We start from the raw sequence: 26,241 nt of genomic DNA on the forward strand, positions 1-26,241 counted from the left end.
TAGAACCCCGAAGGAGACCTCGCGGGTTGCCGGCCCCCGGCCCATCGGATGCGTATCCGGTCGCGCCGATTCACGACCGACATAGGGAGCTACCCCTTGGGTGATTCCGGTGCGACGACTGCGATACGCTCGGCGGGCCACCGATCAGTCGATCGGGTGGTTTCCGCTCCATCAGCCCGGAATTGAGGTGCCGCAGTGACGACACCAGCGCAGGACGCGCCGTTGGTGTTTCCCTCTGTTGCTTTCCGTCCGGTTCGCCTTTTTTTCATCAACGTTGGACTGGCCGCAGTGGCGATGTTGGTCGCCGGCGTGTTCGGTCACCTGACGGTCGGGATGTTCTTGGGTCTCGGGTTGCTGCTGGGTTTGCTCAATGCCCTGCTGGTGCGGCGTTCGGCCGAGTCGATCACCGCCAAAGAGCACCCGTTAAAACGGTCGATGGCCCTCAACTCGGCATCGCGACTGGCGATTATCACCATCCTCGGGCTGATCATCGCCTACATTTTCCGGCCCGCTGGATTGGGCGTCGTGTTCGGGCTGGCATTCTTCCAGGTGCTGCTGGTGGCAACGACGGCCCTGCCGGTCCTGAAGAAGCTGCGCACTGCGACCGAGGAACCGGTCGCAACTTATTCTTCCAATGGCCAGACCGGGGGATCGGAAGGAAGGAGCGCCAGCGATGACTGAGACCATCCTGGCCGCCCAAATCGAGGTCGGCGAGCACCACACGGCCACCTGGCTCGGTATGACGGTCAACACCGACACCGTGTTGTCGACGGCGATCGCCGGGTTGATCGTGATCGCGTTGGCCTTTTACCTGCGCGCCAAAGTGACTTCGACGGATGTGCCAGGCGGGGTGCAGTTGTTTTTTGAGGCGATCACCATTCAGATGCGCAATCAGGTCGAAAGCGCCATCGGGATGCGGATCGCACCCTTCGTGCTGCCGCTGGCGGTGACCATCTTCGTGTTCATCCTGATCTCCAACTGGCTGGCAGTCCTCCCGGTGCAGTACACCGATAAACACGGGCACACCACCGAGTTGCTCAAATCGGCAGCAGCGGACATCAATTACGTGCTGGCGCTGGCGCTTTTCGTGTTCGTCTGCTACCACACGGCCGGTATTTGGCGGCGCGGTATTGTCGGACACCCGATCAAGTTGCTGAAAGGGCACGTGACGCTCCTCGCGCCGATCAACCTTGTCGAAGAAGTCGCCAAGCCAATCTCGTTGTCGCTCCGACTTTTCGGCAACATTTTCGCCGGCGGCATTCTGGTCGCACTGATCGCGCTCTTTCCCCCCTACATCATGTGGGCGCCCAATGCGATCTGGAAAGCATTTGACCTGTTCGTCGGCGCAATCCAGGCCTTCATTTTTGCGCTGCTGACAATTTTGTACTTCAGCCAAGCGATGGAGCTCGAAGAGGAACACCACTAGTACCGGATGCTGGTAACGGCTACCAGAGCCATCAAGGAGGATAAGGAAATGGACCCCACTATCGCTGCCGGCGCCCTCATCGGCGGTGGACTGATCATGGCCGGTGGCGCCATCGGCGCCGGTATCGGTGACGGTGTCGCCGGTAACGCGCTTATCTCCGGTGTCGCCCGGCAACCCGAGGCGCAAGGGCGGCTGTTCACACCGTTCTTCATCACCGTCGGTTTGGTTGAGGCGGCATACTTCATCAACCTGGCGTTTATGGCGCTGTTCGTCTTCGCTACACCCGTCAAGTAATTCGACGGCAAATGGTTGCAATAGGTAGCAATGGGTGAAGTGAGCGCGATTGTCCTGGCCGCCAGTCAGGCGGCAGAGGAAGGCGGCGAGTCCAGCAACTTCCTCATTCCCAACGGCACGTTTTTCGTTGTGCTGGCCATCTTCCTGGTGGTGCTCGCTGTCATTGGCACTTTCGTGGTGCCGCCGATCTTGAAGGTCTTGCGGGAACGTGACGCTATGGTCGCCAAAACGCTGGCCGACAACAAGAAGTCGGACGAGCAGTTCGCCGCCGCACAGGCCGATTACGACGAAGCCATGACGGAAGCCCGAGTCCAGGCGTCGTCCTTGCGCGACAATGCCCGGGCAGATGGCCGTAAAGTCATCGAGGACGCACGCGTCCGGGCCGAACAACAGGTGGCATCGACGTTGCAGACCGCCCATGAGCAATTGAAGCGGGAGAGGGACGCCGTGGAACTCGATCTGCGTGCCCACGTGGGCACCATGTCGGCGACTCTGGCCAGTCGAATTCTCGGTGTTGACCTCACCGCTTCAGCCGCGACGAGGTAACCACGAATGTCGACGTTTATCGGACAGCTGTTCGGGTTCGCGGTCATCGTTTATCTGGTGTGGCGATTTATCGTGCCGCTCGTAGGGCGTTTGATGTCCGCACGGCAGGACACGGTGCGCCAACAGCTGGCGGATGCGGCGGCGGCCGCCGACCGGCTGGCGGAGGCGAGTCAAGCTCACACGAAGGCGCTGGAAGACGCCAAGTCGGAAGCGCACCGTGTTGTGGAAGAGGCCAGGACAGATGCCGAACGCATCGCAGAACAACTAGAGGCCCAGGCCGACGTCGAGGCGGAGCGCATCAAAATGCAGGGTGCCCGTCAGGTCGACCTCATCCGGGCACAGCTGACCCGTCAGCTTCGCCTCGAGCTCGGTCACGAATCGGTGCGCCAGGCAAGGGAATTGGTACGCAATCACGTGGCCGATCAGGCACAACAATCGGCCACCGTCGACCGCTTCCTGGATCAGCTCGATGCGATGGCGCCGGCTACGGCCGATGTCGATTACCCACTGCTGGCCAAGATGCGCTCAGCCAGCCGGAGGGCATTAACCAGCCTGGTGGATTGGTTCGGCACCATGGCCCAGGACCTCGACCATCAAGGTCTGACCACCCTCGCCGGCGAGCTGGTGTCGGTAGCAAGACTGCTGGACCGCGAGGCCGTCGTCACCCGCTATCTCACCGTGCCAGCCGAAGATGCGACGCCCAGGATCCGGCTGATCGAACGGCTGGTGTCCGGCAAGGTCGGCGCGCCAACGCTCGAGGTGTTGCGCACAGCCGTATCGAAGCGCTGGTCGGCCAATTCCGATTTGATCGATGCGATCGAACACGTGTCGCGGCAGGCGCTGTTAGAACTCGCCGAACGTGCGGGTCAGGTCGACGAGGTGGAAGACCAGTTATTCCGGTTTTCCCGCATTCTCGACGTGCAGCCCCGGCTTGCCATCCTGTTGGGTGACTGTGCCGTTCCGGCCGAAGGCCGAGTCCGGTTGCTGCGCAAGGTGCTTGAGCGTGCCGACAGTACCGTCAACCCGGTCGTGGTCGCGCTGTTGTCTCACACCGTCGAGCTGCTGCGGGGTCAGGCAGTTGAGGAAGCGGTGCTGTTCCTGGCCGAAGTTGCGGTGGCTCGCCGCGGCGAAATCGTCGCGCAGGTCGGCGCGGCGGCCGAGCTCAGCGATGCTCAGCGCACTCGCCTCACCGAAGTGCTGAGCCGTATCTACGGTCACCCCGTGACCGTGCAGCTGCATATCGACGCCGCGCTGCTGGGCGGATTGTCCATCGCGGTCGGTGACGAAGTGATCGACGGTACGCTCTCGTCTCGTCTAGCTGCGGCCGAGGCACGACTGCCCGACTGAACCCGAACTAGTCAGCACAAACCGAAGTAGGAAGACGAAAAGCTATGGCTGAGTTGACAATCCCCGCTGATGACATCCAGAGCGCAATCGAAGAGTACGTAAGCTCTTTCACCGCCGACACCAGTAGAGAGGAAGTCGGTACCGTCGTCGATGCCGGGGACGGCATCGCACACGTCGAGGGTTTGCCATCGGTGATGACCCAAGAGCTGCTCGAATTCCCGGGCGGAATCCTCGGCGTCGCCCTCAACCTCGACGAGCACAGCGTCGGCGCGGTGATCCTCGGTGACTTCGAGAACATCGAAGAAGGTCAGCAGGTCAAGCGCACCGGCGAAGTCTTATCGGTTCCGGTTGGCGACGGGTTTTTGGGGCGGGTGGTTAACCCGCTCGGCCAGCCGATCGACGGGCGCGGAGACGTCGACTCCGATACTCGGCGCGCGCTGGAGCTCCAGGCGCCCTCGGTGGTGCACCGGCAAGGCGTGAAGGAGCCGTTGCAGACCGGGATCAAGGCGATTGACGCGATGACCCCGATCGGCCGCGGCCAGCGCCAGCTGATCATCGGCGACCGCAAGACCGGCAAAACCGCCGTCTGCGTCGACACCATCCTCAACCAGCGGCAGAACTGGGAGTCCGGTGATCCCAAGAAGCAGGTGCGCTGTGTATACGTGGCCATCGGGCAGAAGGGAACTACCATCGCCGCGGTACGCCGCACACTGGAAGAGGGCGGTGCGATGGACTACACCACCATCGTCGCGGCCGCGGCGTCGGAGTCCGCCGGTTTCAAATGGCTTGCGCCGTACACCGGTTCGGCGATCGCCCAGCACTGGATGTACGAGGGCAAGCATGTGCTGATCATCTTCGACGACCTGACTAAGCAGGCCGAGGCATACCGGGCGATCTCGCTGCTGCTGCGCCGTCCGCCCGGCCGTGAGGCCTACCCCGGCGATGTGTTCTATCTGCATTCGCGGCTTTTGGAGCGCTGCGCCAAACTGTCCGACGATCTCGGTGGCGGCTCGCTAACGGGTCTGCCGATCATCGAGACCAAGGCCAACGACATCTCGGCCTACATCCCGACCAACGTCATCTCGATCACCGACGGGCAATGTTTCCTGGAAACCGACCTGTTCAACCAGGGCGTCCGGCCGGCCATCAACGTCGGTGTGTCGGTGTCCCGAGTCGGCGGCGCGGCGCAGATCAAGGCTATGAAAGAGGTCGCCGGAAGCCTCCGCTTGGACCTTTCGCAATACCGCGAGCTAGAAGCTTTCGCCGCTTTCGCTTCTGATTTGGACGCCGCATCGAAGGCGCAGTTGGAGCGCGGCGCCCGGCTGGTCGAGCTGCTCAAGCAGCCGCAATCCCAGCCCATGCCCGTTGAGGAGCAAGTGGTTTCGATCTTCCTGGGCACCGGCGGTCACCTGGACTCGGTGCCCGTCGAGGACGTCCGGCGGTTCGAAACCGAATTACTGGACCACATGCGGGCCTCCGAAGAAGAGATTTTGACTGAGATCCGGGACAGCCAAAAGCTCACCGAGGAGGCCGCCGACAAGCTCACCGAGGTCATCAAGAACTTCAAGAAGGGCTTCGCGGCCACCGGTGGCGGCTCTGTGGTGCCCGACGAACATGTCGAGGCCCTCGACGAGGATAAGCTCGCCAAGGAAGCCGTGAAGGTCAAAAAGCCGGCGCCGAAGAAGAAGAAATAGCTAACCATGGCTGCCACACTTCGCGAACTACGCGGGCGGATCCGCTCGGCAGGGTCGATCAAAAAGATCACCAAGGCCCAGGAGCTGATTGCGACATCGCGCATCGCCAGGGCGCAGGCTCGGCTCGAGTCCGCTCGGCCCTACGCTTTTGAGATCACCCGGATGCTTACCACCCTGGCCGCTGAAGCCGCACTGGACCATCCGTTGCTCGTCGAGCGCCCGGAGCCGAAACGAGCCGGCGTGCTGGTGGTGTCGTCCGATCGTGGTTTGTGCGGCGCATACAACGCCAATATTTTCCGTCGCTCCGAGGAGCTGTTCTCCCTGCTGAGGGAGGCCGGAAAGCAGCCGGTGCTGTATGTGGTGGGCCGTAAGGCGCAGAACTACTACAGTTTTCGGAACTGGAACATCACCGAGTCGTGGATGGGTTTCTCCGAGCAACCCACGTACGAGAACGCCGCCGAGATCGCTTCGACCTTAGTGGATGCGTTCCTGCTCGGCACCGACAACGGCGAGGATCAACGGTCCGACAGCGGCGAGGGCGTCGACGAACTGCACATCGTTTACACCGAGTTCAAGTCGATGCTGTCGCAATCGGCGGAGGCTCACCGGATCGCCCCCATGGTGGTGGAGTACGTCGAGGAAGACATCGGACCGCGCACGCTGTACTCGTTCGAGCCCGACGCGACGATGCTGTTCGAGTCATTGTTGCCGCGCTACCTGACTACCCGGGTGTACGCGGCGCTGCTGGAGTCCGCGGCGTCGGAGCTTGCCTCGCGGCAACGTGCGATGAAGTCGGCCACCGACAACGCCGATGACCTCATCAAGGCCCTGACGCTGATGGCAAACCGCGAGCGGCAGGCCCAGATCACCCAGGAGATTAGTGAAATCGTCGGTGGCGCAAATGCGCTCGCCGAAGCCCGCTAGGCCCAAGCTAGGTTAGCCCCACGAGGAAGCGAAGAAGATATGACTACCACTGCCGAAAAGACCGACCGGCCGGGAAAGCCGGGAAGCTCCGACACCAGCGGCCGCGTGGTACGGGTCACTGGGCCCGTCGTCGACGTCGAGTTTCCTCGCGGTTCCATCCCCGAGCTGTTCAATGCACTGCACGCTGAGATCACCTTCGAGTCGCTGGCGAAAACCCTCACCTTGGAGGTGGCGCAGCACCTCGGCGACAACCTGGTGCGCACCATCTCGCTGCAGCCGACCGACGGCTTGGTGCGCGGCGTCGAGGTGATCGACACCGGGAGGTCGATCTCGGTGCCGGTCGGTGAGGGTGTGAAGGGCCACGTCTTCAATGCGCTGGGAGATTGCCTGGACGAGCCGGGATATGGCGAAAAATTCGAACACTGGTCGATTCACCGCAAGCCGCCGGCGTTCGAGGAGCTGGAGCCTCGGACCGAGATGCTCGAGACCGGTCTGAAGGTGGTCGACCTGCTGACTCCGTATGTTCGTGGCGGCAAGATCGCACTGTTCGGCGGTGCCGGGGTGGGCAAGACGGTGCTGATTCAGGAGATGATCAACCGCATCGCCCGTAACTTCGGTGGTACGTCGGTGTTCGCCGGAGTGGGCGAGCGCACCCGCGAGGGCAACGATCTGTGGGTCGAGCTTGCCGAAGCCAACGTGCTCAAGGACACCGCGCTGGTATTCGGACAGATGGACGAGCCGCCGGGCACCCGTATGCGTGTTGCGCTGTCTGCGCTGACGATGGCGGAGTGGTTCCGTGACGAGCAGGGTCAAGACGTATTGCTGTTCATCGACAACATCTTCCGGTTCACCCAGGCTGGGTCGGAAGTGTCGACGCTTCTCGGCCGGATGCCGTCGGCCGTGGGATACCAGCCCACGCTGGCCGACGAGATGGGCGAGCTGCAGGAGCGCATCACCTCGACGCGGGGACGCTCGATCACGTCGATGCAAGCCGTCTACGTGCCCGCCGACGACTACACCGACCCAGCGCCGGCGACCACGTTCGCCCACCTGGACGCCACGACCGAGCTATCCCGTGCGGTGTTCTCCAAGGGCATCTTCCCCGCCGTGGACCCGCTGGCGTCCAGCTCGACCATCCTGGACCCCAGCGTTGTCGGGGATGAGCACTACCGCGTGGCCCAGGAAGTCATCCGGATCCTGCAGCGTTACAAGGACCTTCAGGACATTATCGCGATCCTCGGTATCGACGAGTTGTCGGAGGAGGACAAGCAGCTGGTGAACCGCGCCCGGCGTATCGAGCGGTTCCTATCGCAGAACATGATGGCAGCCGAACAGTTCACCGGCCAGCCGGGTTCGACCGTCCCGGTGAAGGAGACCATTGAAGCGTTCGACCGCTTGTGCAAGGGCGATTTCGATCACGTACCCGAACAGGCCTTCTTCTTGATCGGTGGCCTTGATGACCTGGCCAAGAAAGCCGAGAGTCTCGGCGCCAAGCTGTGACGGGAGTTGTGGCATGGCCGAATTGAACGTTGAGATCGTCGCCGTCGACCGGAACATCTGGTCGGGTACGGCGAAGTTTCTGTTCACCCGCACCACCGTCGGTGAGATCGGCATCCTGCCCCGCCACATTCCGTTGGTGGCCCAATTGGTCGATGACGCCATGGTGCGGGTCGAGCGGGAGGGAGAAAAGGACCTGAGGATCGCGGTCGACGGCGGGTTCCTGTCGGTGACCGAGGAGGGCGTCAGCATTCTCGCCGAATCTGCCGAGTTCGAGTCGGAGATCGACGAGGCCGCCGCCAAGCAGGATTCCGAATCCGACGATCCCCGCATCGCTGCCAGGGGCCGCGCCAGATTGCGCGCCGTCGGCGCGATCGACTAACCCGCCGATGAGCGCGCCCATGATCGGCATGGTCGTGCTCGTCGTTGTCCTGGGGTTGGCCGTTCTCGCACTGAGTTATCGTCTGTGGAAGCTGCGCCAGGGGGGAACGGCTGGGATCATGCGGGACATCCCTGCGGTTGGAGGTCACGGCTGGCGCCACGGCGTAATCCGCTATCGCGGCGGCGAAGCCGCGTTCTACCGGCTTTCTAGTCTGCGCTTGTGGCCGGATCGCCGGCTCAGTAGACGGGGTGTGGAGATCATTTCCCGGCGCGCGCCCCGTGGCGACGAATTCGACATCATGACCGACGAGATTGTCGTTGTGGAACTGTGCGACAGCACCCAGGACCGAAGGGTAGGTTACGAGATCGCGCTCGACAGGGGCGCGTTGACCGCATTTCTGTCGTGGTTGGAGTCCCGGCCGTCGCCGCGCGCGCGCCGCCGTAGTATGTGACGCACTGGTCAGCAGACGCAAAAGCCCCCATTTCGGGCTCTACTGACTGATCTGTGGGTGGTTGTGTCGGCCTGGCAGGGTGGGGCGGTGGCCGGCGAGGGTGAGCATGGCTAGGGCGATGAGGGCTTGTGGTGAGCGGAATCCGAACGCGATCCGGGTCAGTAGGCGGATCTTGGTGTTGGTGGATTCGATCAGGCCTTGGGATAGGCCGTGGTCGAGGGCGGCGTCGATGGCCACCCGGTGGCGTTTGATGCGGGCGGCAAGCTCGACGAATACCGGGATGCGACAACGCTGGGCCCAGGAGATCCACCGGTCCAGGGCCTGTTTACCTTCCTCGCCCTTGACCGAAAACACATGCCGCAGGCTCTCTTTGAGCAGGTAGGCGCGATACAGACGGGGATCGGTCTTGGCGATCCAGGCCAGTTTGGCGCTTTGGCGTTCGGTGAGGTCCTCGGGGTTCTTCCACAGCGCGTAGCGGGCGCCCTTGAGCCGCCGTGCCCGCTCGCGGCCCGGACGTGGTGCGGCGTTCTTACCGGGCCGGCCCCGGCCCCACTTGGGTTCGGTGCGCGCGATCGCCCGTGCGTCGTTCCAGGCTCGGCGCCGCTCGACGTCGAGCGCCTCGGTGGCCCAGGCCACCACATGAAACGGATCGGCGCATTGAATCGCATCCGGGCAGCGCTCGGTGACCACGTCAGCGATCCAGTCCGCGGCATCGGCCGAAACGTGAGTAATCTGGGCGGCCCGCTCAGCGCCCAGGGCATCGAAGAACAAGCCCAGGGTGGCTCGGGGCGGCCCGGGGCGGCCCACACCAACCGGCCGCTGTCGTGATCGACGACCACCGTCAGGTACCGGTGGTGGCGCTTGTAGGAGATCTCATCGATACCGATGCGGCGCAAGTTCGCGAACCGGTCAATGCGCTTTTCGGTGTCGGCCCAGACCCGGGCCACGATCGCCCCGACGGTGCGCCAGGCGATCCGCATCAACTCGCACACCGCGGTCTTCGAACACGCCACCGCCAGCCAGGCCACCGTGTCATCGAAAGCATACGTGTGCCCGGCATGATGACGCGCCCACGCCACCGCCACCACCGTCGGCCCATGGGTGGGGCAGTTCACCCGCGGCGCCTCGGCCTCCAAGAACACCTCGACGGTGCCCCAATCCAGACTGCGCCATTGGCGCAGGCCCGCACCGCGGTCATACCAGGACGCCTTGCGACCGCAGCGACCACAGCGGCGCAACACTGCACTTCGTGGCCGCACCCGGGCGATCACCCGCGCACCGTCTCCGGCGTCATCCTCCTCGAATTCGATGTCCTCAATCACGGTGCGCTTGTCGACACCCAGCAGCGCACGAAATAGCCTCACATTGCGCACGTCGTTGTCGGCTCCTTGTGTTTCTGATCCTTGACAAGCCAGAAACCTTAAGCCACAACGACGTGCGCCTACTCAGGACACAAACTCACCCACGGAAGTGTCAGAAGAGCCCAAAAACCGTGGGTATTGGGGGCTTTCGCGTCTGCTCGCACGCGGAAGGTGCCGCTAGCTCGCCGTCCTATCACCACCGGGCCGCCACAGCACGTCACCGTCGGGATTGGCTACCCGCGACAGGATGAACAGCAGATCCGACAGCCGGTTCAGGTATTTCGCCGGCAGTACGCTGACGCCTTCCGGGTGAGCGTCGACCGCGGCCCACGCGGATCGCTCGGCCCGGCGAACGACGGTGCGAGCGACGTGCAACAGCGCCGACAGCGGTGAACCACCAGGTAGTACAAAGGATTTTAGTGCAGGCAGGCCCGCGTTGTATGCGTCGCACCACCCTTCGAGCCGATCGATATAGGACTGTGCGATTCGCAGCGGAGGGTGCTTCGGGTTTTCCACTATCGGAGTCGACAGATCCGCACCGGCATCGAACAAGTCGTTCTGGATCTGCCGCAGCACATCCGTGATTTGAGTGTCCGGGTGGCCCAGCGCCAGGGCGGCCCCGATCGCGGCGTTGGCCTCGTCGCAATCCGCGTATGCCACCAGTCGGGCGTCGGTTTTGGCGACACGGGACATATCGCTCAATCCCGTCGTTCCGTCATCGCCGGTTCGGGTATAGATGCGGGTCAGGTGGACTGCCATGAGCAAACAGTACTCGCTGACTGGCTTGGCTCACTGACAAGGCAAAACCCCTTTACTACACTGACCGGGTGGCCGAGCGTTTCGTCGTGACTGGGGGCAACCGGTTATCAGGCGAAGTGGCCGTCGGCGGCGCCAAGAACAGCGTGCTCAAGCTCATGGCTGCGACGTTGTTGGCCGAGGGCACCAGCACGATCACCAACTGTCCCGACATCCTCGATGTGCCGCTGATGGCGGAGGTACTGCGTGGTCTGGGCGCCACCGTCGAACTCGACGGTGACGTGGCCCGGATCACCGCACCTGACGAGCCGAAGTACGATGCCGACTTCGCTGCGGTGCGGCAATTCCGCGCCTCGGTCTGTGTGCTGGGACCGCTGGTCGGGCGGTGCAAACGGGCCAGGGTCGCGCTGCCGGGCGGTGACGCGATCGGGTCGCGTCCGTTGGATATGCACCAGGCGGGCCTACGGCAATTGGGTGCCCACTGCAACATCGAGCACGGCTGCGTGGTAGCCCGAGCGGAAACGTTGCGCGGTGCGGAGATTCAGTTGGAGTTCCCCTCGGTGGGAGCCACCGAGAACATCTTGATGGCCGCCGTGGTGGCCGAGGGAGTCACCACTATTCACAATGCGGCTCGAGAACCCGACGTCGTCGACTTGTGCACGATGTTGAACCAGATGGGCGCACAGGTCGAAGGTGCGGGTTCGCCGACAATGACCATCACCGGTGTCCCGCGGCTGCATCCAACCGAGCACCGGGTGATCGGAGACCGTATCGTTGCCGCCACATGGGGCATCGCTGCCGCAATGACCCGTGGTGATATATCAGTGGCGGGCGTAGACCCGGCGCATCTGCAGCTGGTGCTGCACAAATTGCACGACGCGGGCGCAACCGTCACCCAGACTGACGCCAGCTTCCGGGTGACCCAGTACGAGCGTCCGAAGGCTGTCAACGTTGCGACCTTGCCGTTCCCCGGGTTTCCCACGGATCTGCAGCCGATGGCTATCGCTTTGGCGTCGATCGCCGACGGCACATCGATGATCACGGAGAACGTGTTCGAGGCGCGGTTCCGCTTCGTTGAAGAGATGATCCGGCTCGGTGCAGACGCTCGGACCGACGGGCACCACGCCGTGGTGCGGGGCCTCCCGCAGCTGTCGAGCGCTCCGGTGTGGTGTTCGGACATCCGTGCCGGGGCCGGCTTGGTGCTGGCGGGGCTCGTTGCCGACGGCGACACCGAGGTCCACGATGTATTCCACATCGATCGCGGATATCCGTTGTTCGTGGAGAACCTGGTGAGTCTCGGTGCCGAGATCGAACGGGTATGCTGTTAGGCGACGGTCACCTATGGATATCTATGGATGACCGAACCTGGTCTTGACTCCATTGCCGGATTTGTATTAGACTGGCAGGGTTGCCCCGAAGCGGGCGGAAACAAGCAAGCGTGTTGTTTGAGAACTCAATAGTGTGTTTGGTGGTTTCACATTTTTGTTGTTATTTTTGGCCATGCTCTTGATGCCCCGTTGTCGGGGGCGTGGCCGTTTGTTTTGTCAGGATATTTCTAAATACCTTTGGCTCCCTTTTCCAAAGGGAGTGTTTGGGTTTTGTTTGGAGAGTTTGATCCTGGCTCAGGACGAACGCTGGCGGCGTGCTTAACACATGCAAGTCGAACGGAAAGGTCTCTTCGGAGATACTCGAGTGGCGAACGGGTGAGTAACACGTGGGTGATCTGCCCTGCACTTCGGGATAAGCCTGGGAAACTGGGTCTAATACCGGATAGGACCACGGGATGCATGTCTTGTGGTGGAAAGCGCTTTAGCGGTGTGGGATGAGCCCGCGGCCTATCAGCTTGTTGGTGGGGTGACGGCCTACCAAGGCGACGACGGGTAGCCGGCCTGAGAGGGTGTCCGGCCACACTGGGACTGAGATACGGCCCAGACTCCTACGGGAGGCAGCAGTGGGGAATATTGCACAATGGGCGCAAGCCTGATGCAGCGACGCCGCGTGGGGGATGACGGCCTTCGGGTTGTAAACCTCTTTCACCATCGACGAAGGTCCGGGTTCTCTCGGATTGACGGTAGGTGGAGAAGAAGCACCGGCCAACTACGTGCCAGCAGCCGCGGTAATACGTAGGGTGCGAGCGTTGTCCGGAATTACTGGGCGTAAAGAGCTCGTAGGTGGTTTGTCGCGTTGTTCGTGAAATCTCACGGCTTAACTGTGAGCGTGCGGGCGATACGGGCAGACTAGAGTACTGCAGGGGAGACTGGAATTCCTGGTGTAGCGGTGGAATGCGCAGATATCAGGAGGAACACCGGTGGCGAAGGCGGGTCTCTGGGCAGTAACTGACGCTGAGGAGCGAAAGCGTGGGGAGCGAACAGGATTAGATACCCTGGTAGTCCACGCCGTAAACGGTGGGTACTAGGTGTGGGTTTCCTTCCTTGGGATCCGTGCCGTAGCTAACGCATTAAGTACCCCGCCTGGGGAGTACGGCCGCAAGGCTAAAACTCAAAGGAATTGACGGGGGCCCGCACAAGCGGCGGAGCATGTGGATTAATTCGATGCAACGCGAAGAACCTTACCTGGGTTTGACATGCACAGGACGCGTCTAGAGATAGGCGTTCCCTTGTGGCCTGTGTGCAGGTGGTGCATGGCTGTCGTCAGCTCGTGTCGTGAGATGTTGGGTTAAGTCCCGCAACGAGCGCAACCCTTGTCTCATGTTGCCAGCACGTAATGGTGGGGACTCGTGAGAGACTGCCGGGGTCAACTCGGAGGAAGGTGGGGATGACGTCAAGTCATCATGCCCCTTATGTCCAGGGCTTCACACATGCTACAATGGCCGGTACAAAGGGCTGCGATGCCGCGAGGTTAAGCGAATCCTTAAAAGCCGGTCTCAGTTCGGATCGGGGTCTGCAACTCGACCCCGTGAAGTCGGAGTCGCTAGTAATCGCAGATCAGCAACGCTGCGGTGAATACGTTCCCGGGCCTTGTACACACCGCCCGTCACGTCATGAAAGTCGGTAACACCCGAAGCCAGTGGCCTAACCCTCGGGAGGGAGCTGTCGAAGGTGGGATCGGCGATTGGGACGAAGTCGTAACAAGGTAGCCGTACCGGAAGGTGCGGCTGGATCACCTCCTTTCTAAGGAGCACCACGAAAACGCCCCAACTGGTGGGGCGTAGGCCGTGAGGGGTTCTTGTCTGTAGTGGGCGAGAGCCGGGTGCATGACAACAAAGTTGGCCACCAACACACTGTTGGGTCCTGAGGCAACACTCGGACTTGTTCCAGGTGTTGTCCCACCGCCTTGGTGGTGGGGTGTGGTGTTTGAGAACTGGATAGTGGTTGCGAGCATCAATGGATACGCTGCCGGCTAGCGGTGGCGTGTTCTTTGTGCAATATTCTTTGGTTTTTGTTGTGTTTGTAAGTGTCTAAGGGCGCATGGTGGATGCCTTGGCATCGAGAGCCGATGAAGGACGTGGGAGGCTGCGATATGCCTCGGGGAGCTGTCAACCGAGCGTGGATCCGAGGATTTCCGAATGGGGAAACCCAGCACGAGTGATGTCGTGCTACCCGCATCTGAATATATAGGGTGCGGGAGGGAACGCGGGGAAGTGAAACATCTCAGTACCCGTAGGAGGAGAAAACAATTGTGATTCCGCAAGTAGTGGCGAGCGAACGCGGAACAGGCTAAACCGCACGCATGGGTAACCGGGTAGGGGTTGTGTGTGCGGGGTTGTGGGAGGATATGTCTCAGCGCTACCCGGCTGAGAGGCAGTCAGAAAGTGTCGTGGTTAGCGGAAGTGGCCTGGGATGGTCTGCCGTAGACGGTGAGAGCCCGGTACGCGAAAACCCGGCACCTGCCTAGTATCAATTCCCGAGTAGCAGCGGGCCCGTGGAATCCGCTGTGAATCCGCCGGGACCACCCGGTAAGCCTAAATACTCCTCGATGACCGATAGCGGATTAGTACCGTGAGGGAATGGTGAAAAGTACCCCGGGAGGGGAGTGAAAGAGTACCTGAAACCGTGTGCCTACAATCCGTCAGAGCCTCCTTTTCCTCTCCGGAGGAGGGTGGTGATGGCGTGCCTTTTGAAGAATGAGCCTGCGAGTCAGGGACATGTCGCAAGGTTAACCCGTGTGGGGTAGCCGCAGCGAAAGCGAGTCTGAATAGGGCGACCCACACGCGCATACGCGCGTGTGAATAGTGGCGTGTTCTGGACCCGAAGCGGAGTGATCTACCCATGGCCAGGGTGAAGCGCGGGTAAGACCGCGTGGAGGCCCGAACCCACTTAGGTTGAAGACTGAGGGGATGAGCTGTGGGTAGGGGTGAAAGGCCAATCAAACTCCGTGATAGCTGGTTCTCCCCGAAATGCATTTAGGTGCAGCGTTGCGTGGTTCACCGCGGAGGTAGAGCTACTGGATGGCCGATGGGCCCTACTAGGTTACTGACGTCAGCCAAACTCCGAATGCCGTGGTGTAAAGCGTGGCAGTGAGACGGCGGGGGATAAGCTCCGTACGTCGAAAGGGAAACAGCCCAGATCGCCGGCTAAGGCCCCCAAGCGTGTGCTAAGTGGGAAAGGATGTGCAGTCGCAAAGACAACCAGGAGGTTGGCTTAGAAGCAGCCACCCTTGAAAGAGTGCGTAATAGCTCACTGGTCAAGTGATTGTGCGCCGATAATGTAGCGGGGCTCAAGCACACCGCCGAAGCCGCGGCACATCCACCTTGTGGTGGGTGTGGGTAGGGGAGCGTCCCTCATTCAGCGAAGCCACCGGGTGACCGGTGGTGGAGGGTGGGGGAGTGAGAATGCAGGCATGAGTAGCGACAAGGCAAGTGAGAACCTTGCCCGCCGAAAGACCAAGGGTTCCTGGGCCAGGCCAGTCCGCCCAGGGTGAGTCGGGACCTAAGGCGAGGCCGACAGGCGTAGTCGATGGACAACGGGTTGATATTCCCGTACCCGTGTGTGGGCGCCCGTGACGAATCAGCGGTACTAACCACCCAAAACCGGATCGATCACTCCCCTTCGGGGGTGTGGAGTTCTGGGGCTGCGTGGGAACTTCGCTGGTAGTAGTCAAGCGAAGGGGTGACGCAGGAAGGTAGCCGTACCAGTCAGTGGTAACACTGGGGCAAGCCGGTAGGGAGAGCGATAGGCAAATCCGTCGCTCACTAATCCTGAGAGGTGACGCATAGCCGGTTGAGGCGAATTCGGTGATCCTCTGCTGCCAAGAAAAGCCTCTAGCGAGCACACACACGGCCCGTACCCCAAACCGACACAGGTGGTCAGGTAGAGCATACCAAGGCGTACGAGATAACTATGGTTAAGGAACTCGGCAAAATGCCCCCGTAACTTCGGGAGAAGGGGGACCGGAATATCGTGAACACCCTTGCGGTGGGAGCGGGATCCGGTCGCAGAAACCAGTGAGGAGCGACTGTTTACTAAAAACACAGGTCCGTGCGAAGTCGCAAGACGATGTATACGGACTGACGCCTGCCCGGTGCTGGAAGGTTAAGAGGACCCGTTAACCCGCAAGGGTGAAGCGGAGAATTTAAGCCCCAGTAAACGGCGGTGGTAACTATAACCATCCTAAGGTAGCGAAATTCCTTGTCGGGTAAGTTCCGACCTGCACGAATGGCGTAACGACTTCTCAACTGTCTCAACCATAGACTCGGCGAAATTGCACTACGAGTAAAGATGCTCGTTACGCGCGGCAGGACGAAAAGACCCCGGGACCTTCACTACAACTTGGTATTGATGTTCGGTACGGTTTGTGTAGGATAGGTGGGAGACTGTGAAACCTCGACGCCAGTTGGGGCGGAGTCGTTGTTGAAATACCACTCTGATCGTATTGGGCATCTAACCTCGAACCCTGAATCGGGTTTAGGGACAGTGCCTGGCGGGTAGTTTAACTGGGGCGGTTGCCTCCTAAAATGTAACGGAGGCGCCCAAAGGTTCCCTCAACCTGGACGGCAATCAGGTGGCGAGTGTAAATGCACAAGGGAGCTTGACTGCGAGACTTACAAGTCAAGCAGGGACGAAAGTCGGGATTAGTGATCCGGCACCCCCGAGTGGAAGGGGTGTCGCTCAACGGATAAAAGGTACCCCGGGGATAACAGGCTGATCTTCCCCAAGAGTCCATATCGACGGGATGGTTTGGCACCTCGATGTCGGCTCGTCGCATCCTGGGGCTGGAGCAGGTCCCAAGGGTTGGGCTGTTCGCCCATTAAAGCGGCACGCGAGCTGGGTTTAGAACGTCGTGAGACAGTTCGGTCTCTATCCGCCGCGCGCGTCAGAAACTTGAGGAAACCTGTCCCTAGTACGAGAGGACCGGGACGGACGAACCTCTGGTGCACCAGTTGTCCCGCCAGGGGCACCGCTGGATAGCCACGTTCGGTCAGGATAACCGCTGAAAGCATCTAAGCGGGAAACCTTCTCCAAGATCAGGTTTCTCACCCACTTGGTGGGATAAGGCCCCCCGCAGAACACGGGTTCAATAGGTCAGACCTGGAAGCTCAGTAATGGGTGTAGGGAACTGGTGCTAACCGGCCGAAAACTTACAACACCCTCCCTTTTGGAAAAGGGAGGCAAAAACAAACTCGCAACCACATCCGTTCACGGCGCTAGCCGTGCGTCCACACCCCCCACCAGAACAAATTTGCATAGAGTTACGGCGGCCACAGCGGCAGGGAAACGCCCGGTCCCATTCCGAACCCGGAAGCTAAGCCTGCCAGCGCCGATGATACTGCCCCTCCGGGTGGAAAAGTAGGACACCGCCGAACATACAAAAACACCCCCGGTAACGGTGGTGTTTTTGTATGTTTATATCGACTCAGCCGCTCGCGAGCGGGCGAATTATGGCTTCGATTTTCGCAATGACGATACCCTCGCGGGCGGGGGCGCTCAGTCGAAGAGCGTCAAGTCTGCGGGCGCCCGGCTTTTCTCCAACTCGAGCAGAGCTCGTTTCCGGTTGATTCCACCGCCGTACCCGGTGAGCTTTCCGCTGGCGCCGATCACGCGGTGGCACGGGACGATGATGGCGATGGGATTGTGGCCGTTGGCCAATCCCACGGCGCGTGCGGCGCCGGGGGCGCCGATCTGGTCGGCGATTTCCCCGTAGGACCGGGTTTCCCCGTACGGGATTGTCAGCAATGCTTTCCATACTCGTTGCTGAAAGTCGGTTCCCCGGAGGTCAAGTTCCACATCGAATTCGGTGAGCTCGCCGGCGAAATAAGCGTTGAGTTGGTCGACAGCGCCAGAAAATGCGCCGGGGTCGGGTGTCCAGTGTGTGCGGCTTGGCTCATACGTCTGCTCGAGCATCCGCAGGTTCGTCAACACCGAGCCATGCCCGGCCAGGGTTAATGGCCCGATGGGGCTATCGATGGTGCGGTAGTGAATCATGCGATCTTCTCCTGCGGTGGCCATTGGTTTACCGGATGTTCCAGGGTGGTCCACAGGTGCTGGGTGGCATAGGAGCGCCAGGGGCGCCAGCGAGCGCTGTGCACCGTCAGGGCTCGTCGTTGTGCAGGCAGGCCCAGCTTTTTGGCGGCCAGCCGCAGGCCGAGATCACTGGCCGGAAAGGCGTCCGGGTCACCGAGGCCGCGCATGGCGATGACCTCCGCGGTCCAGGGGCCCACTCCGGGCAGCGCTAGCAACTGCCCGCGGGCGCGTTGCCAGTCACATCCGGCGTCCAGGACCAGACTTTTGTCGGCAAGGCTGGCGACGAGCGCGTTTATGGTCCTTTGACGCGCCTTGGGGACGGCCAGATGGCCGGGATCGATCTCAGCGAGCTGCTCGATCGACGGGAAGGTGTGGGTCAAAGCGCCGTGGCGATCGTGGACCGGCCGTCCGTAGGCGGCGACCAGTCGGCCCGCGTGAGTGCTTGCGGCCTTCGTCGATACCTGTTGGGCGAGGACCGCCCGCACGGCGAATTCTGCCTCGTCGACTGTGCGGGGAATGCGTTGCCCGGGTGCCTTGCCCACCACTGCGCGCAGATCCGGATCGGCGCCCAGCGCCTCGACGATCGCTTCGGGATCGGCGTCGAGGTCCAGCAGCCGTCGGCAACGTGCAGTGGCCGTCATCAGGTCGCGGAAATCATCGAGCACAAGCAGGCAGCGCACATGATCGGGTGCCGGCGTCAGGCTGACGATGCCGTTGCCCCATGGGAGCCGTAGCGTGCGTCGGTACGCACCATCGCGGACCTCTTCGCAACCCGGCACCGCGGTGGCGGCCAGATGGCCGAAAACACCCTCGAAGGCGAATGGTGCACGGACGGGTAGCCGCAGCGACACCGTGCCCGCTGATGCGGTGGCAGACTCGAATCGGGCGGCCGCGCGCGCACGCAATGCCGTCGGTGTGCCGTCGCACGCCAGGCGAACGGTGTCGTTGAACTGACGGATGCTGGAAAACCCGGCGGCGAATGCGACATCGCCGAACGGCAGGTTCGTGGTCTCGATCAGCACCCGGGCGGTCTGCATGCGTTGGGCGCGGGCCAACGCGAGCGGACCGGCGCCGACCACGGCCTGCAACAGCCGCTCCAGCTGGCGAATGGTGTAACCGAGCTGGGCCGCGAGGCCGCTGACACCGTCGCGGTCCACCGTTCCGTCGGCAATCAGCCGCATCGCCCGCGCCACGACGTCACTACGCACATTCCATTCCGGAGACCCAGGCGAGGCGTCGGGGCGGCACCGTTTGCAGGCCCGGAATCCCTCCCCCTGAGCGGCCGCCGCAGTCGGCAGGAACCGGACATTGCGCGCGAACGGTGGCCGGACGGGGCAACTCGGCCGGCAGTAGACACCGGTGGTCAAAACCGCGACGACGAACCAGCCGTCGAACCGGGCGTCTTTGGACTGGACCGCCCGGTAGCAGCGTTCGAAGTCGTCGTGCACCCTTCAACAATTACACCCGCCCACCGACATGACTGGCGGAAAAACGACATTGTGATGGGGTCGTCGTGGGTTCGGGCAGGTTACCTACGCGGCTTGGTCAGCCCGACCGGCTTGGCCAGCCGGACCGGTTGGTCGTGCCCACGAAGTTTCACATGCCTACCCAAAGACCAACGGGCGCGCTCCTCTTCGCTTGCGGCGTCCACGGCCTGTGCCGAAGCCAGCAACTTGCCGGGACGCGATTTGGCCAGTTCGCACAATCGGGCCGCCTCGTTGACCGGCTCCCCGATCACGGTGTACTCGAACCGTTCTCGGGCACCCACGTTGCCGGCAATGACCTGCCCCGCCGCCACGCCGATCCCGGCCTGGCACTCGGGCATTTCGTTGACCAGCCGATCGGCTATCGCCCGCGCGGCGGCCAGTGCCTTGTCTTCGGGACAGGGAAGCCGGTTCGGGGCGCCGAAGATGGTTAGCGACGCGTCCCCCTCGAACTTGTTGACCAATCCGTGGTGGCGGTCGACCTCGTCGACGACAATCGCGAAGAACTTGTTGAGCAGCTTGACGACGTCGGCCGGCGGCCGGCTGGTCACCAATTGCGTCGAGCCGACGATGTCGATGAACACGACGGCGACGTGGCGTTCTTCGCCGCCCAGTTTCGAACGTTCACGCTCGGCGGCGGCGGCGACTTCGCGTCCGACGTGGCGGCCGAACAGATCGCGCACTCGTTCGCGCTCCCGCAGTCCGGCGACCATCGCGTTGAAACCACGCTGCAGCTCGCCGAGTTCGGTGCCGTCGAAGACCACCAGGTTGGTCCGTAGCTCGCCCCGCTCGACGCGCCGCAGCGCCGCACGCACCACCCGCACCGGGGTCGCCGTCAGCCAGGCCAGGATCCACATCAGGATGAACCCGAACACCAATGTGACCATCGAGATGATCAGCACGCCCGTCGCGAACTGCATCCGAGTGAGATTGAGCAGCACCATTTCGAACATCGCCATCAGGGCGATGCCGACGACGGGTACTCCCGAACCGAGCAGCCACACCACCATGGTCCGGCCCAGGATTCCCGGCGCCAACCGGCGTGGCGGCGGCCCGGCCTCGAGCGCCTGGGCGGCGAACGGGCGCAATGCGAACTCGGTATGCAGATAGGTTGCGGTTGCGACCAATACGCCGCAAAAGCTGACCGCGAACAGGAATCGCGGGATGAACGCGTTGTTGATCAGGCCGTAGAGTGTCGTCAAGAGCGCCGTGCCAACACCCCAGAACATGAGGTGGCCCACGGCGACTCGCCAGGGGGCCAGGAAGGTGCGGCGCTCCTCCTCACGAGTCGGTTTCCGTCCTTCGATCGCCCAGCGCAGGGCTTGCACGGTCTGCCTGGTCAGTGCGTAGCTACCCAAAGCGAGGGCTAGCAGGACATAGCCCGGTACCACCCCGAACGTGAGCCACCGTGGCGTGTCGCGAACGATGCTCGGTTCGGGGATGGCGATCGTCACCAATAGCAGGGCAACCCCGATGCCGAGCAGGTTCGCGGTCACGACCAGCGCGGTCAGCATGACCTGGATCCGTACCCGTCGGCGCCGTTGGCTTTCCGAAACCCGCCCAAGCAGCCAGGAGCCGTACGCGGGAGTTTCTGGCAGCCGGCCGCTCTGCCGGGTCACCGTCTCCAGCACCCGACCCAAGCGTTGCGCCGTGCTCTTCTTGGCCGACATTGTGGCGTCAGACTAGTTTGTCGAAGAGTCGGGTGCGACCGGTTGGCGCGCTCGTGTTGTTTGCCCGGCTTAGGTGGGCACGGCCAGCCGAGTCGGCTGCTCATGTCCGCGCAGCGTCACCGTCTCGCCCAAAGACCAATGGGCACGCTCGGTTTCGCTGGCAGCGTGCAGTGTGTCCGAGGATGCTAGCAATCGCGCGGGGTGTGATTTGGCCAGTTCGCACAATCGGGCCGCCTGGTTGACCGGCTTGCCGACCACTGTGTATTCGAATCTTTGCTTGGCGCCGACATTGCCGGCGACGATCTGGCCTGCCGCCACCCCGATGCCGGCTTGGACCTCGGGCATCTCGTTGGCCAGCCGCTCGGCTATGGCCCGGGCGGCGGCCAGCGCGGCGTCTTCGGGACGGTCGAGGCGGTTCGGGGCTCCGAAGATGGCCAGGGCGGCGTCGCCTGCGAACTTGTTGATCAGTCCGTGGTGACGGTCGACCTCGTTGACGACGATCGCGAAAAACCGGTTGAGGAGCTTGACCACGTGGGCGGCAGGTTGGTTGTCCACCAGCTGGGTGGAGCCGACGATGTCGACGAAGACGACGGCGGCGTGGCGGTCTTCGCCGCCTAGCTGTGGTCGTTCACGCTCGGCGGCGGCGGCGACTTCGCGTCCGACGTGGCGGCCGAAAAGGTCGCGCACGCGTTCGCGCTCGCGCAGGCCGTTGACCATCGCGTTGAAACCACGCTGCAGCTCACCGAGTTCGGTGCCGTCGAACACCACCAGATCCCCGCGCAGATCCCCCTGCTCGACACGCTTGAGCGCAGCGCGCACCACTCGCACCGGCGCCGCCGTCAGCCAAGCAAGAATCCACATCACGAGAAACCCGAAGATCAACGTGGTTATCGACAGGATCAACACCGCCGACGCGAGCTGCGTTTCGGTCAGATTGTGCACCAATAGGACGTAGAGCGCTGTCGTGGCGATGCCGGTCACAGGCACGCCTGAACCTAGCGACCACACCGTCATCGTTCGGCCCATGATGCCCGGTGCAAACCGTCGTGGCGGTCGTCCCGCTTCGAGTGCTTTAGCGGCTACGGGTCGCAGCGCGAACTCGGTGAACAAGTAGCAATTGGTGGCTACCAAAACGCCGCAGATAGTCACCGAGAACAAAATTATGGTGACGAATACGCGGTTGGCCAGCCCGTAGAGCGTGGCCAACAACGCCCCGCCGATATCCCACAGAATGAGGTGGACGGCTGCCACTCGAAACGGGAGCAGCAAGGTGTTGCGCCCGTCGGCCTGGCTCGGCGCGCGTTCCTCGATCGCCCACCGTATGGACGCTCTGACGATTCGCGTGGTTATCCAGTAGGTGCCGATGGCCAGTGCGAGCGTCGCATAGGCCGGTGCGACCCCGAAGGTGACCCACCATGGGGCGTCGGTGTAGATGCTAGGCACCGGAAAAGCGAAGGTCACCACTAGCAGCGCGACCACGATCCCGGTCAGGTTCGCCGTCATGATATAGACGGTCACGATGCGCTTGATGCGTACCCAGCGACGCGACGGGCTTTCTGACACCCGCCCAAGCAACCAGGAGCCATACGCCGGGGTCTCGGGCAGCTGGCCGCACTGACGGGTCATCGTCTCGAGTGCCTGGCCCAGGCGTTGCGCCATGGTCTTTTTCGCCGGCATGGTGGCGTCAGCCTAATCTGTCGGATGCGCCCCACGGTAAATCGTGTGGGTCTGGTGATCGCCCAGTGCACCGCCGACTATGTCGGCCGACTGAGCAGGCATCTGCAGCTGTTGAACTGGCGACGCCAGCCGGATGGGCTGGTCGTGCCCGCGAAGTGTCACGGTCTCGCCTAAAGACCAACGGGCACATTCGTTTTCACTGGCACCGCGCAACGTTTGCGACGACGCCAACAATCGGCTCGGGTATGATTTTGCCAGTTCGCACAGTCGTGCAGCCTCGTTGACCGGTTCGCCGATCACGGTGTATTCGAACCGTTCGTGGGCGCCGACATTGCCGGCGACAACCTGACCTGCCGCTACCCCGATGCCGGCTTGGCACTCCGGCATTTCGCTGGCTAGCCGGTCGGCGATGGCTCGTGCGGTGGCCAGCGCGGCATCTTCGGGATGGCTCAGGCGGTTGGGGGCCCCGAAGACTGCCAGCGAGGCGTCTCCCTGAAACTTGTTGACAAGTCCACGGTGATGGTTCACTTCATCGACGATTACCGTGAAGAACCGGTTGAGTAGCATCACGACCTCTGCCGCAGGCCGGCTGGTGACCAATTGAGTTGAACCGACGATGTCGACGAAGACGACGGCGACATGGCGCTCTTCGCCGCCCAGTTTTGGTCGCTCGCGTTCGGCTGCTGCGGCGACCTCGCGACCGACGTGGCGGCCGAAGAGATCGCGTACGCGTTCGCGCTCGCGCAGGCCCTCGACCATTCTGTTGAAACCACGCTGTAGCTCACCGAGTTCGGTCCCGTCGAATACGACCAGATCGCCGCTTAGATCGCCCTGCTCTACGCGGTTGAGCGCCTCGCGGACCACGCGCACAGGCGTGGCCGTCAGCCAAGCGAGAATCCACATCAGGATGAATCCGAAGATCAACAGTGGTGCCCACAGGATCAGCACTGTGATCATGAATTGATCATTGGAGAGTTCCCAAAACGTATCGTCGAAGATGGCGGTGAGGGCGACACCGACATTGGGTACGCCTGAACAGAGCAGCCACACCAGCATGGTTCGGCCCACGATGCCTCGCACCAGCGATCGTGGTGTTGCTCCCACTTCGAGCGCCTGGGCGGCCATCGGGCGAAGCGCAAACTCGGTTAACAGATAGCAGCTGGTGGCTGCGACAACGCCGATGACGCCCATCGAAAACAGGAACCGCGGGATAAACAACCGGTTGGCCAGGCCGTAGATTATCGTCCACAACGCTGCGGCGGCGCCCCACAGGAAAAGAACTGCCAACGCCACTCGCAGTGGGACTAGGAAAGCGCTGCGCGCCTCATCATGGCTGGGGGTGCGTTCCTCGATTGCCCACCGCAACGCTCGAGCCGTTTGCCTGGTGAGCCAGTAGGTGCCCAGTATGAAGGCGAGCACGCAGTATCCCGGAACGATCCCGAACGACACCCAATGCGGGGCGTCCAAAATCACGCTTGGTTTCGGAAAGGCGACCGTCAGTAGCATGGCACCGACAATGAGCCCGATCACGTTCGTGACCAAAATGGCGACGGTCAGCATGCCCTGGATACGTACCCGCCGCATCCGTGGGCTCTCCGACACGCGCCCAAGCAGCCATGAGCCGTATGCGGGCGTCTCTGGCCGTCGTCCAGTGCGCGGGCTGAGAGTCTCGACGGCCCCTGGCAAGTGTCGAGTGGTGGCCTTCTCGGATGGCATGGTGACGTCAGCGTAGTGTGTCGGTCACGCTCTAAGGAACAACGTCGTTGCGCGCTCTAAGGTGAGTCGGGTGCGTCTAGTCATCGCCCAGTGCACTGTCGACTACATCGGCCGGCTCACCGCGCATCTGCCGTCCGCGCGCCGGCTGTTGCTGTTCAAGGCCGACGGATCGGTCAGCGTACATGCTGACGACCGCGCCTACAAGCCGTTGAACTGGATGAGTCCGCCGTGCTGGTTGACCGAAGAGTCCGGCGGCCAGGCGCCAGTGTGGGTGGTCGAGAACAAGGCCGGCGAGCAGCTGCGCATCACTATCGAAGGAATCGAGCACGACAGTAGCCACGAGCTGGGCGTGGACCCCGGGCTGGTCAAGGACGGCGTCGAGGCCCACTTGCAGGCGTTGCTCGCCGAGCACATCCAATTGCTGGGCGAAGGGTACACGCTGGTCCGCCGCGAGTACATGACCGCGATCGGACCCGTCGACCTGCTGTGCCGCGACGAACGAGGTGGCTCGGTCGCGGTGGAAATCAAGCGGCGTGGCGAGATCGACGGCGTGGAGCAGCTGACCCGCTACCTCGAGTTGCTCAACCGCGACAGTGTGCTCGCGCCGGTCAAGGGGGTGTTTGCCGCTCAACAGATCAAGCCGCAGGCTCGGATTCTGGCCACCGACCGCGGGATCCGTTGTTTGACATTGGATTACGACACAATGCGCGGGATGGATAGCGGCGAGTACCGGCTGTTCTGAGTTGCGCGATTAAACTGATGCGATGGCTCGGCGCCGCAAACCGCTGCACCGGCAGCGGCCGGAACCGCCGTCGTGGGCCCTGCGCCGAGTGGAAGCGGGGCCCGATGGCCACGAGTATGAAGTACGACCGGTCGCTGCGGCCCGCGCCGTCAAGACCTATCGCTGTCCGGGGTGTGATCACGAAATCCGTTCCGGTACTGCACATGTGGTAGTGTGGCCGACTGACTTGCCGCAAGCCGGCGTCGATGACCGGCGTCACTGGCACACCCCGTGCTGGGCGAACCGAGCAACCCGCGGTCCGACTCGAAAATGGACCTAGGCTTTTGGCGGCTGGTGCGCCCTGCTGGTGCGCCTTAGGGGGCCGGCTCCACCAACTCGATCAGAACCCCGCCGGCGTCTTTCGGGTGGATGAAGTTGATCCGTGAGTTCGCGGTGCCACGCCTGGCCGTCTCGTAGACCAGCCGGACGCCCTGGGAGCGCAGCCGCCGACACATGGCGTCAAGATCGCTGACCCGGCACGCCAGCTGTTGGATGCCTGGCCCGCGCTTGTCCAGGAACTTCGCTATCACCGAGGATTCGTCGAGCGGGGCCATCAACTGGATTTGCGCCGCGGAGCCCGGCACCGCCAGCAGTGCCTCGCGGATGCCCTGATCGTCGTTGATTTCCTCGTGGACCAGGATCATGCCAAGGTGGTCGTGATACCACTCGATGGCAACGTCCAGGTCGGCGACCGCAATACCGACGTGATCGAGTCCAGTTACCAACGAGGTAGCCAGCATGTGACGGGCGTGGACTTGATCGGTCGTCATCACACAACGGTAACCTGAAGGGAAAGAATCTGCTTCTCCGGGTC

Annotated in this window: 20 protein-coding genes, 3 rRNA genes and 1 pseudogene; 16 read left to right on the forward strand and 8 right to left on the reverse strand. The window is 62.4% G+C overall.

Annotation, left to right across the window (positions count from 1 at the left end; translation table 11 throughout):
- Window positions 1-195: 195 nt before the first annotated feature.
- The 10 genes from FF952_RS06940 to FF952_RS06985 are packed head-to-tail and all read left to right on the forward strand — an operon-like array spanning window position 196 to window position 8,561.
- Window positions 196-681 (forward strand): ATP synthase subunit I, encoded by a 486-nt coding sequence (locus FF952_RS06940; RefSeq protein ID WP_003406680.1) that lies wholly within the window; start codon window positions 196-198, stop codon window positions 679-681.
- The gene (atpB, locus tag FF952_RS06945; RefSeq protein ID WP_003406681.1) at window positions 674-1,426 is read left to right on the forward strand and encodes a F0F1 ATP synthase subunit A; all 753 of its coding nucleotides are present in this window, start codon (window positions 674-676) and stop codon (window positions 1,424-1,426) included. Before FF952_RS06940 ends, atpB begins: the two co-directional genes overlap by 8 nt.
- Before the next feature lie 48 nt (window positions 1,427-1,474).
- Window positions 1,475-1,720 (forward strand): F0F1 ATP synthase subunit C, encoded by a 246-nt coding sequence (locus FF952_RS06950; RefSeq protein WP_003406686.1) that lies wholly within the window; start codon window positions 1,475-1,477, stop codon window positions 1,718-1,720.
- A 30-nt stretch (window positions 1,721-1,750) separates the two neighbouring features.
- Window positions 1,751-2,266, forward strand: a complete 516-nt coding sequence (locus FF952_RS06955; RefSeq protein WP_003898818.1) for a F0F1 ATP synthase subunit B — start codon at window positions 1,751-1,753, stop codon at window positions 2,264-2,266.
- Window positions 2,267-2,272: 6 nt separating this feature from the next.
- Window positions 2,273-3,613 (forward strand): F0F1 ATP synthase subunit B/delta, encoded by a 1,341-nt coding sequence (locus tag FF952_RS06960; protein ID WP_003406697.1) that lies wholly within the window; start codon window positions 2,273-2,275, stop codon window positions 3,611-3,613.
- A 44-nt stretch (window positions 3,614-3,657) separates the two neighbouring features.
- Window positions 3,658-5,307 (forward strand): F0F1 ATP synthase subunit alpha, encoded by a 1,650-nt coding sequence (atpA, locus tag FF952_RS06965; protein ID WP_003406699.1) that lies wholly within the window; start codon window positions 3,658-3,660, stop codon window positions 5,305-5,307.
- A gap of 6 nt (window positions 5,308-5,313) precedes the next feature.
- Window positions 5,314-6,231, forward strand: a complete 918-nt coding sequence (locus FF952_RS06970; protein ID WP_003898819.1) for a F0F1 ATP synthase subunit gamma — start codon at window positions 5,314-5,316, stop codon at window positions 6,229-6,231.
- 39 nt (window positions 6,232-6,270) lie between these two features.
- Window positions 6,271-7,731, forward strand: coding sequence for a F0F1 ATP synthase subunit beta (atpD, locus tag FF952_RS06975; protein ID WP_003406701.1), 1,461 nt, complete (start codon window positions 6,271-6,273; stop codon window positions 7,729-7,731).
- Window positions 7,732-7,744: 13 nt separating this feature from the next.
- Complete coding sequence (locus FF952_RS06980) at window positions 7,745-8,110, forward strand: F0F1 ATP synthase subunit epsilon (protein WP_003406708.1); 366 nt, start codon at window positions 7,745-7,747, stop codon at window positions 8,108-8,110.
- Between the two features lie 7 nt (window positions 8,111-8,117).
- Window positions 8,118-8,561 carry a DUF2550 domain-containing protein gene (locus FF952_RS06985; protein ID WP_003406722.1) on the forward strand — a complete coding sequence of 148 codons (444 nt, stop codon included), beginning with the start codon at window positions 8,118-8,120 and terminating at the stop codon, window positions 8,559-8,561.
- 39 nt (window positions 8,562-8,600) lie between these two features.
- Here the strand turns inward: FF952_RS06985 and FF952_RS06990 are convergent.
- Together FF952_RS06990 and FF952_RS06995 are read right to left on the reverse strand one after the other, a co-directional pair.
- Window positions 8,601-9,934: pseudogene (locus FF952_RS06990) on the reverse strand (ISL3-like element IS1557 family transposase).
- Between the two features lie 165 nt (window positions 9,935-10,099).
- Window positions 10,100-10,681 carry a cob(I)yrinic acid a,c-diamide adenosyltransferase gene (locus FF952_RS06995; protein ID WP_003406839.1) on the reverse strand — a complete coding sequence of 194 codons (582 nt, stop codon included), beginning with the start codon at window positions 10,679-10,681 and terminating at the stop codon, window positions 10,100-10,102.
- Between the two features lie 68 nt (window positions 10,682-10,749).
- On the opposite strand from FF952_RS06995, the gene murA reads away from it, so the two are divergent.
- From murA to rrf, 4 genes are all read left to right on the forward strand, one after another.
- Window positions 10,750-12,006 carry a UDP-N-acetylglucosamine 1-carboxyvinyltransferase gene (gene murA / locus FF952_RS07000; protein ID WP_003406845.1) on the forward strand — a complete coding sequence of 419 codons (1,257 nt, stop codon included), beginning with the start codon at window positions 10,750-10,752 and terminating at the stop codon, window positions 12,004-12,006.
- A 271-nt stretch (window positions 12,007-12,277) separates the two neighbouring features.
- Window positions 12,278-13,809, forward strand: a 16S ribosomal RNA gene (locus FF952_RS07005).
- A gap of 277 nt (window positions 13,810-14,086) precedes the next feature.
- Window positions 14,087-17,224 (forward strand): 23S ribosomal RNA (locus FF952_RS07010).
- 104 nt (window positions 17,225-17,328) lie between these two features.
- Window positions 17,329-17,441: ribosomal RNA gene (gene rrf / locus FF952_RS07015) — 5S ribosomal RNA — on the forward strand.
- Together the 16S, 23S and 5S rRNA genes form the textbook arrangement of a ribosomal RNA operon.
- A gap of 121 nt (window positions 17,442-17,562) precedes the next feature.
- On the opposite strand, the gene ogt is transcribed toward rrf, so the two are convergent.
- From ogt to FF952_RS07040, 5 genes are all read right to left on the reverse strand, one after another.
- Window positions 17,563-18,060 carry a methylated-DNA--protein-cysteine methyltransferase gene (gene ogt / locus FF952_RS07020; RefSeq protein ID WP_003406857.1) on the reverse strand — a complete coding sequence of 166 codons (498 nt, stop codon included), beginning with the start codon at window positions 18,058-18,060 and terminating at the stop codon, window positions 17,563-17,565.
- A complete protein-coding gene (gene alkA, locus FF952_RS07025; RefSeq protein WP_003406860.1) occupies window positions 18,057-19,547 on the reverse strand; it encodes a bifunctional regulatory protein/DNA repair enzyme AlkA in 1,491 nt (496 codons plus the stop codon). The genes ogt and alkA overlap by 4 nt, the downstream gene beginning before the upstream one ends.
- An 80-nt stretch (window positions 19,548-19,627) precedes the next feature.
- Window positions 19,628-21,253: an adenylate/guanylate cyclase domain-containing protein gene (locus tag FF952_RS07030; protein WP_003406864.1), complete on the reverse strand. Its 1,626-nt coding sequence runs from the start codon at window positions 21,251-21,253 to the stop codon at window positions 19,628-19,630.
- 69 nt (window positions 21,254-21,322) lie between these two features.
- A complete protein-coding gene (locus tag FF952_RS07035) occupies window positions 21,323-22,930 on the reverse strand; it encodes an adenylate/guanylate cyclase domain-containing protein (protein WP_003898820.1) in 1,608 nt (535 codons plus the stop codon).
- Between the two features lie 12 nt (window positions 22,931-22,942).
- A complete protein-coding gene (locus FF952_RS07040) occupies window positions 22,943-24,646 on the reverse strand; it encodes an adenylate/guanylate cyclase domain-containing protein (RefSeq protein WP_003898821.1) in 1,704 nt (567 codons plus the stop codon).
- Between the two features lie 70 nt (window positions 24,647-24,716).
- On the opposite strand from FF952_RS07040, the gene nucS reads away from it, so the two are divergent.
- Together nucS and FF952_RS07050 are read left to right on the forward strand one after the other, a co-directional pair.
- Complete coding sequence (gene nucS, locus FF952_RS07045) at window positions 24,717-25,388, forward strand: endonuclease NucS (RefSeq protein ID WP_003406872.1); 672 nt, start codon at window positions 24,717-24,719, stop codon at window positions 25,386-25,388.
- 22 nt (window positions 25,389-25,410) lie between these two features.
- Window positions 25,411-25,707 carry an Rv1322 family protein gene (locus tag FF952_RS07050; protein WP_003898823.1) on the forward strand — a complete coding sequence of 99 codons (297 nt, stop codon included), beginning with the start codon at window positions 25,411-25,413 and terminating at the stop codon, window positions 25,705-25,707.
- 34 nt (window positions 25,708-25,741) lie between these two features.
- Here the strand turns inward: FF952_RS07050 and mce are convergent, their stop codons facing one another.
- Complete coding sequence (mce, locus tag FF952_RS07055; RefSeq protein WP_003406879.1) at window positions 25,742-26,200, reverse strand: methylmalonyl-CoA epimerase; 459 nt, start codon at window positions 26,198-26,200, stop codon at window positions 25,742-25,744.
- Between the last annotated feature and the right edge of the window lie 41 nt (window positions 26,201-26,241).

Origin of the sequence: Mycobacterium tuberculosis complex sp. N0072, assembly GCF_030323725.1 — a bacterium.
Classification (GTDB): Bacteria; Actinomycetota; Actinomycetes; order Mycobacteriales; family Mycobacteriaceae; genus Mycobacterium; species Mycobacterium tuberculosis.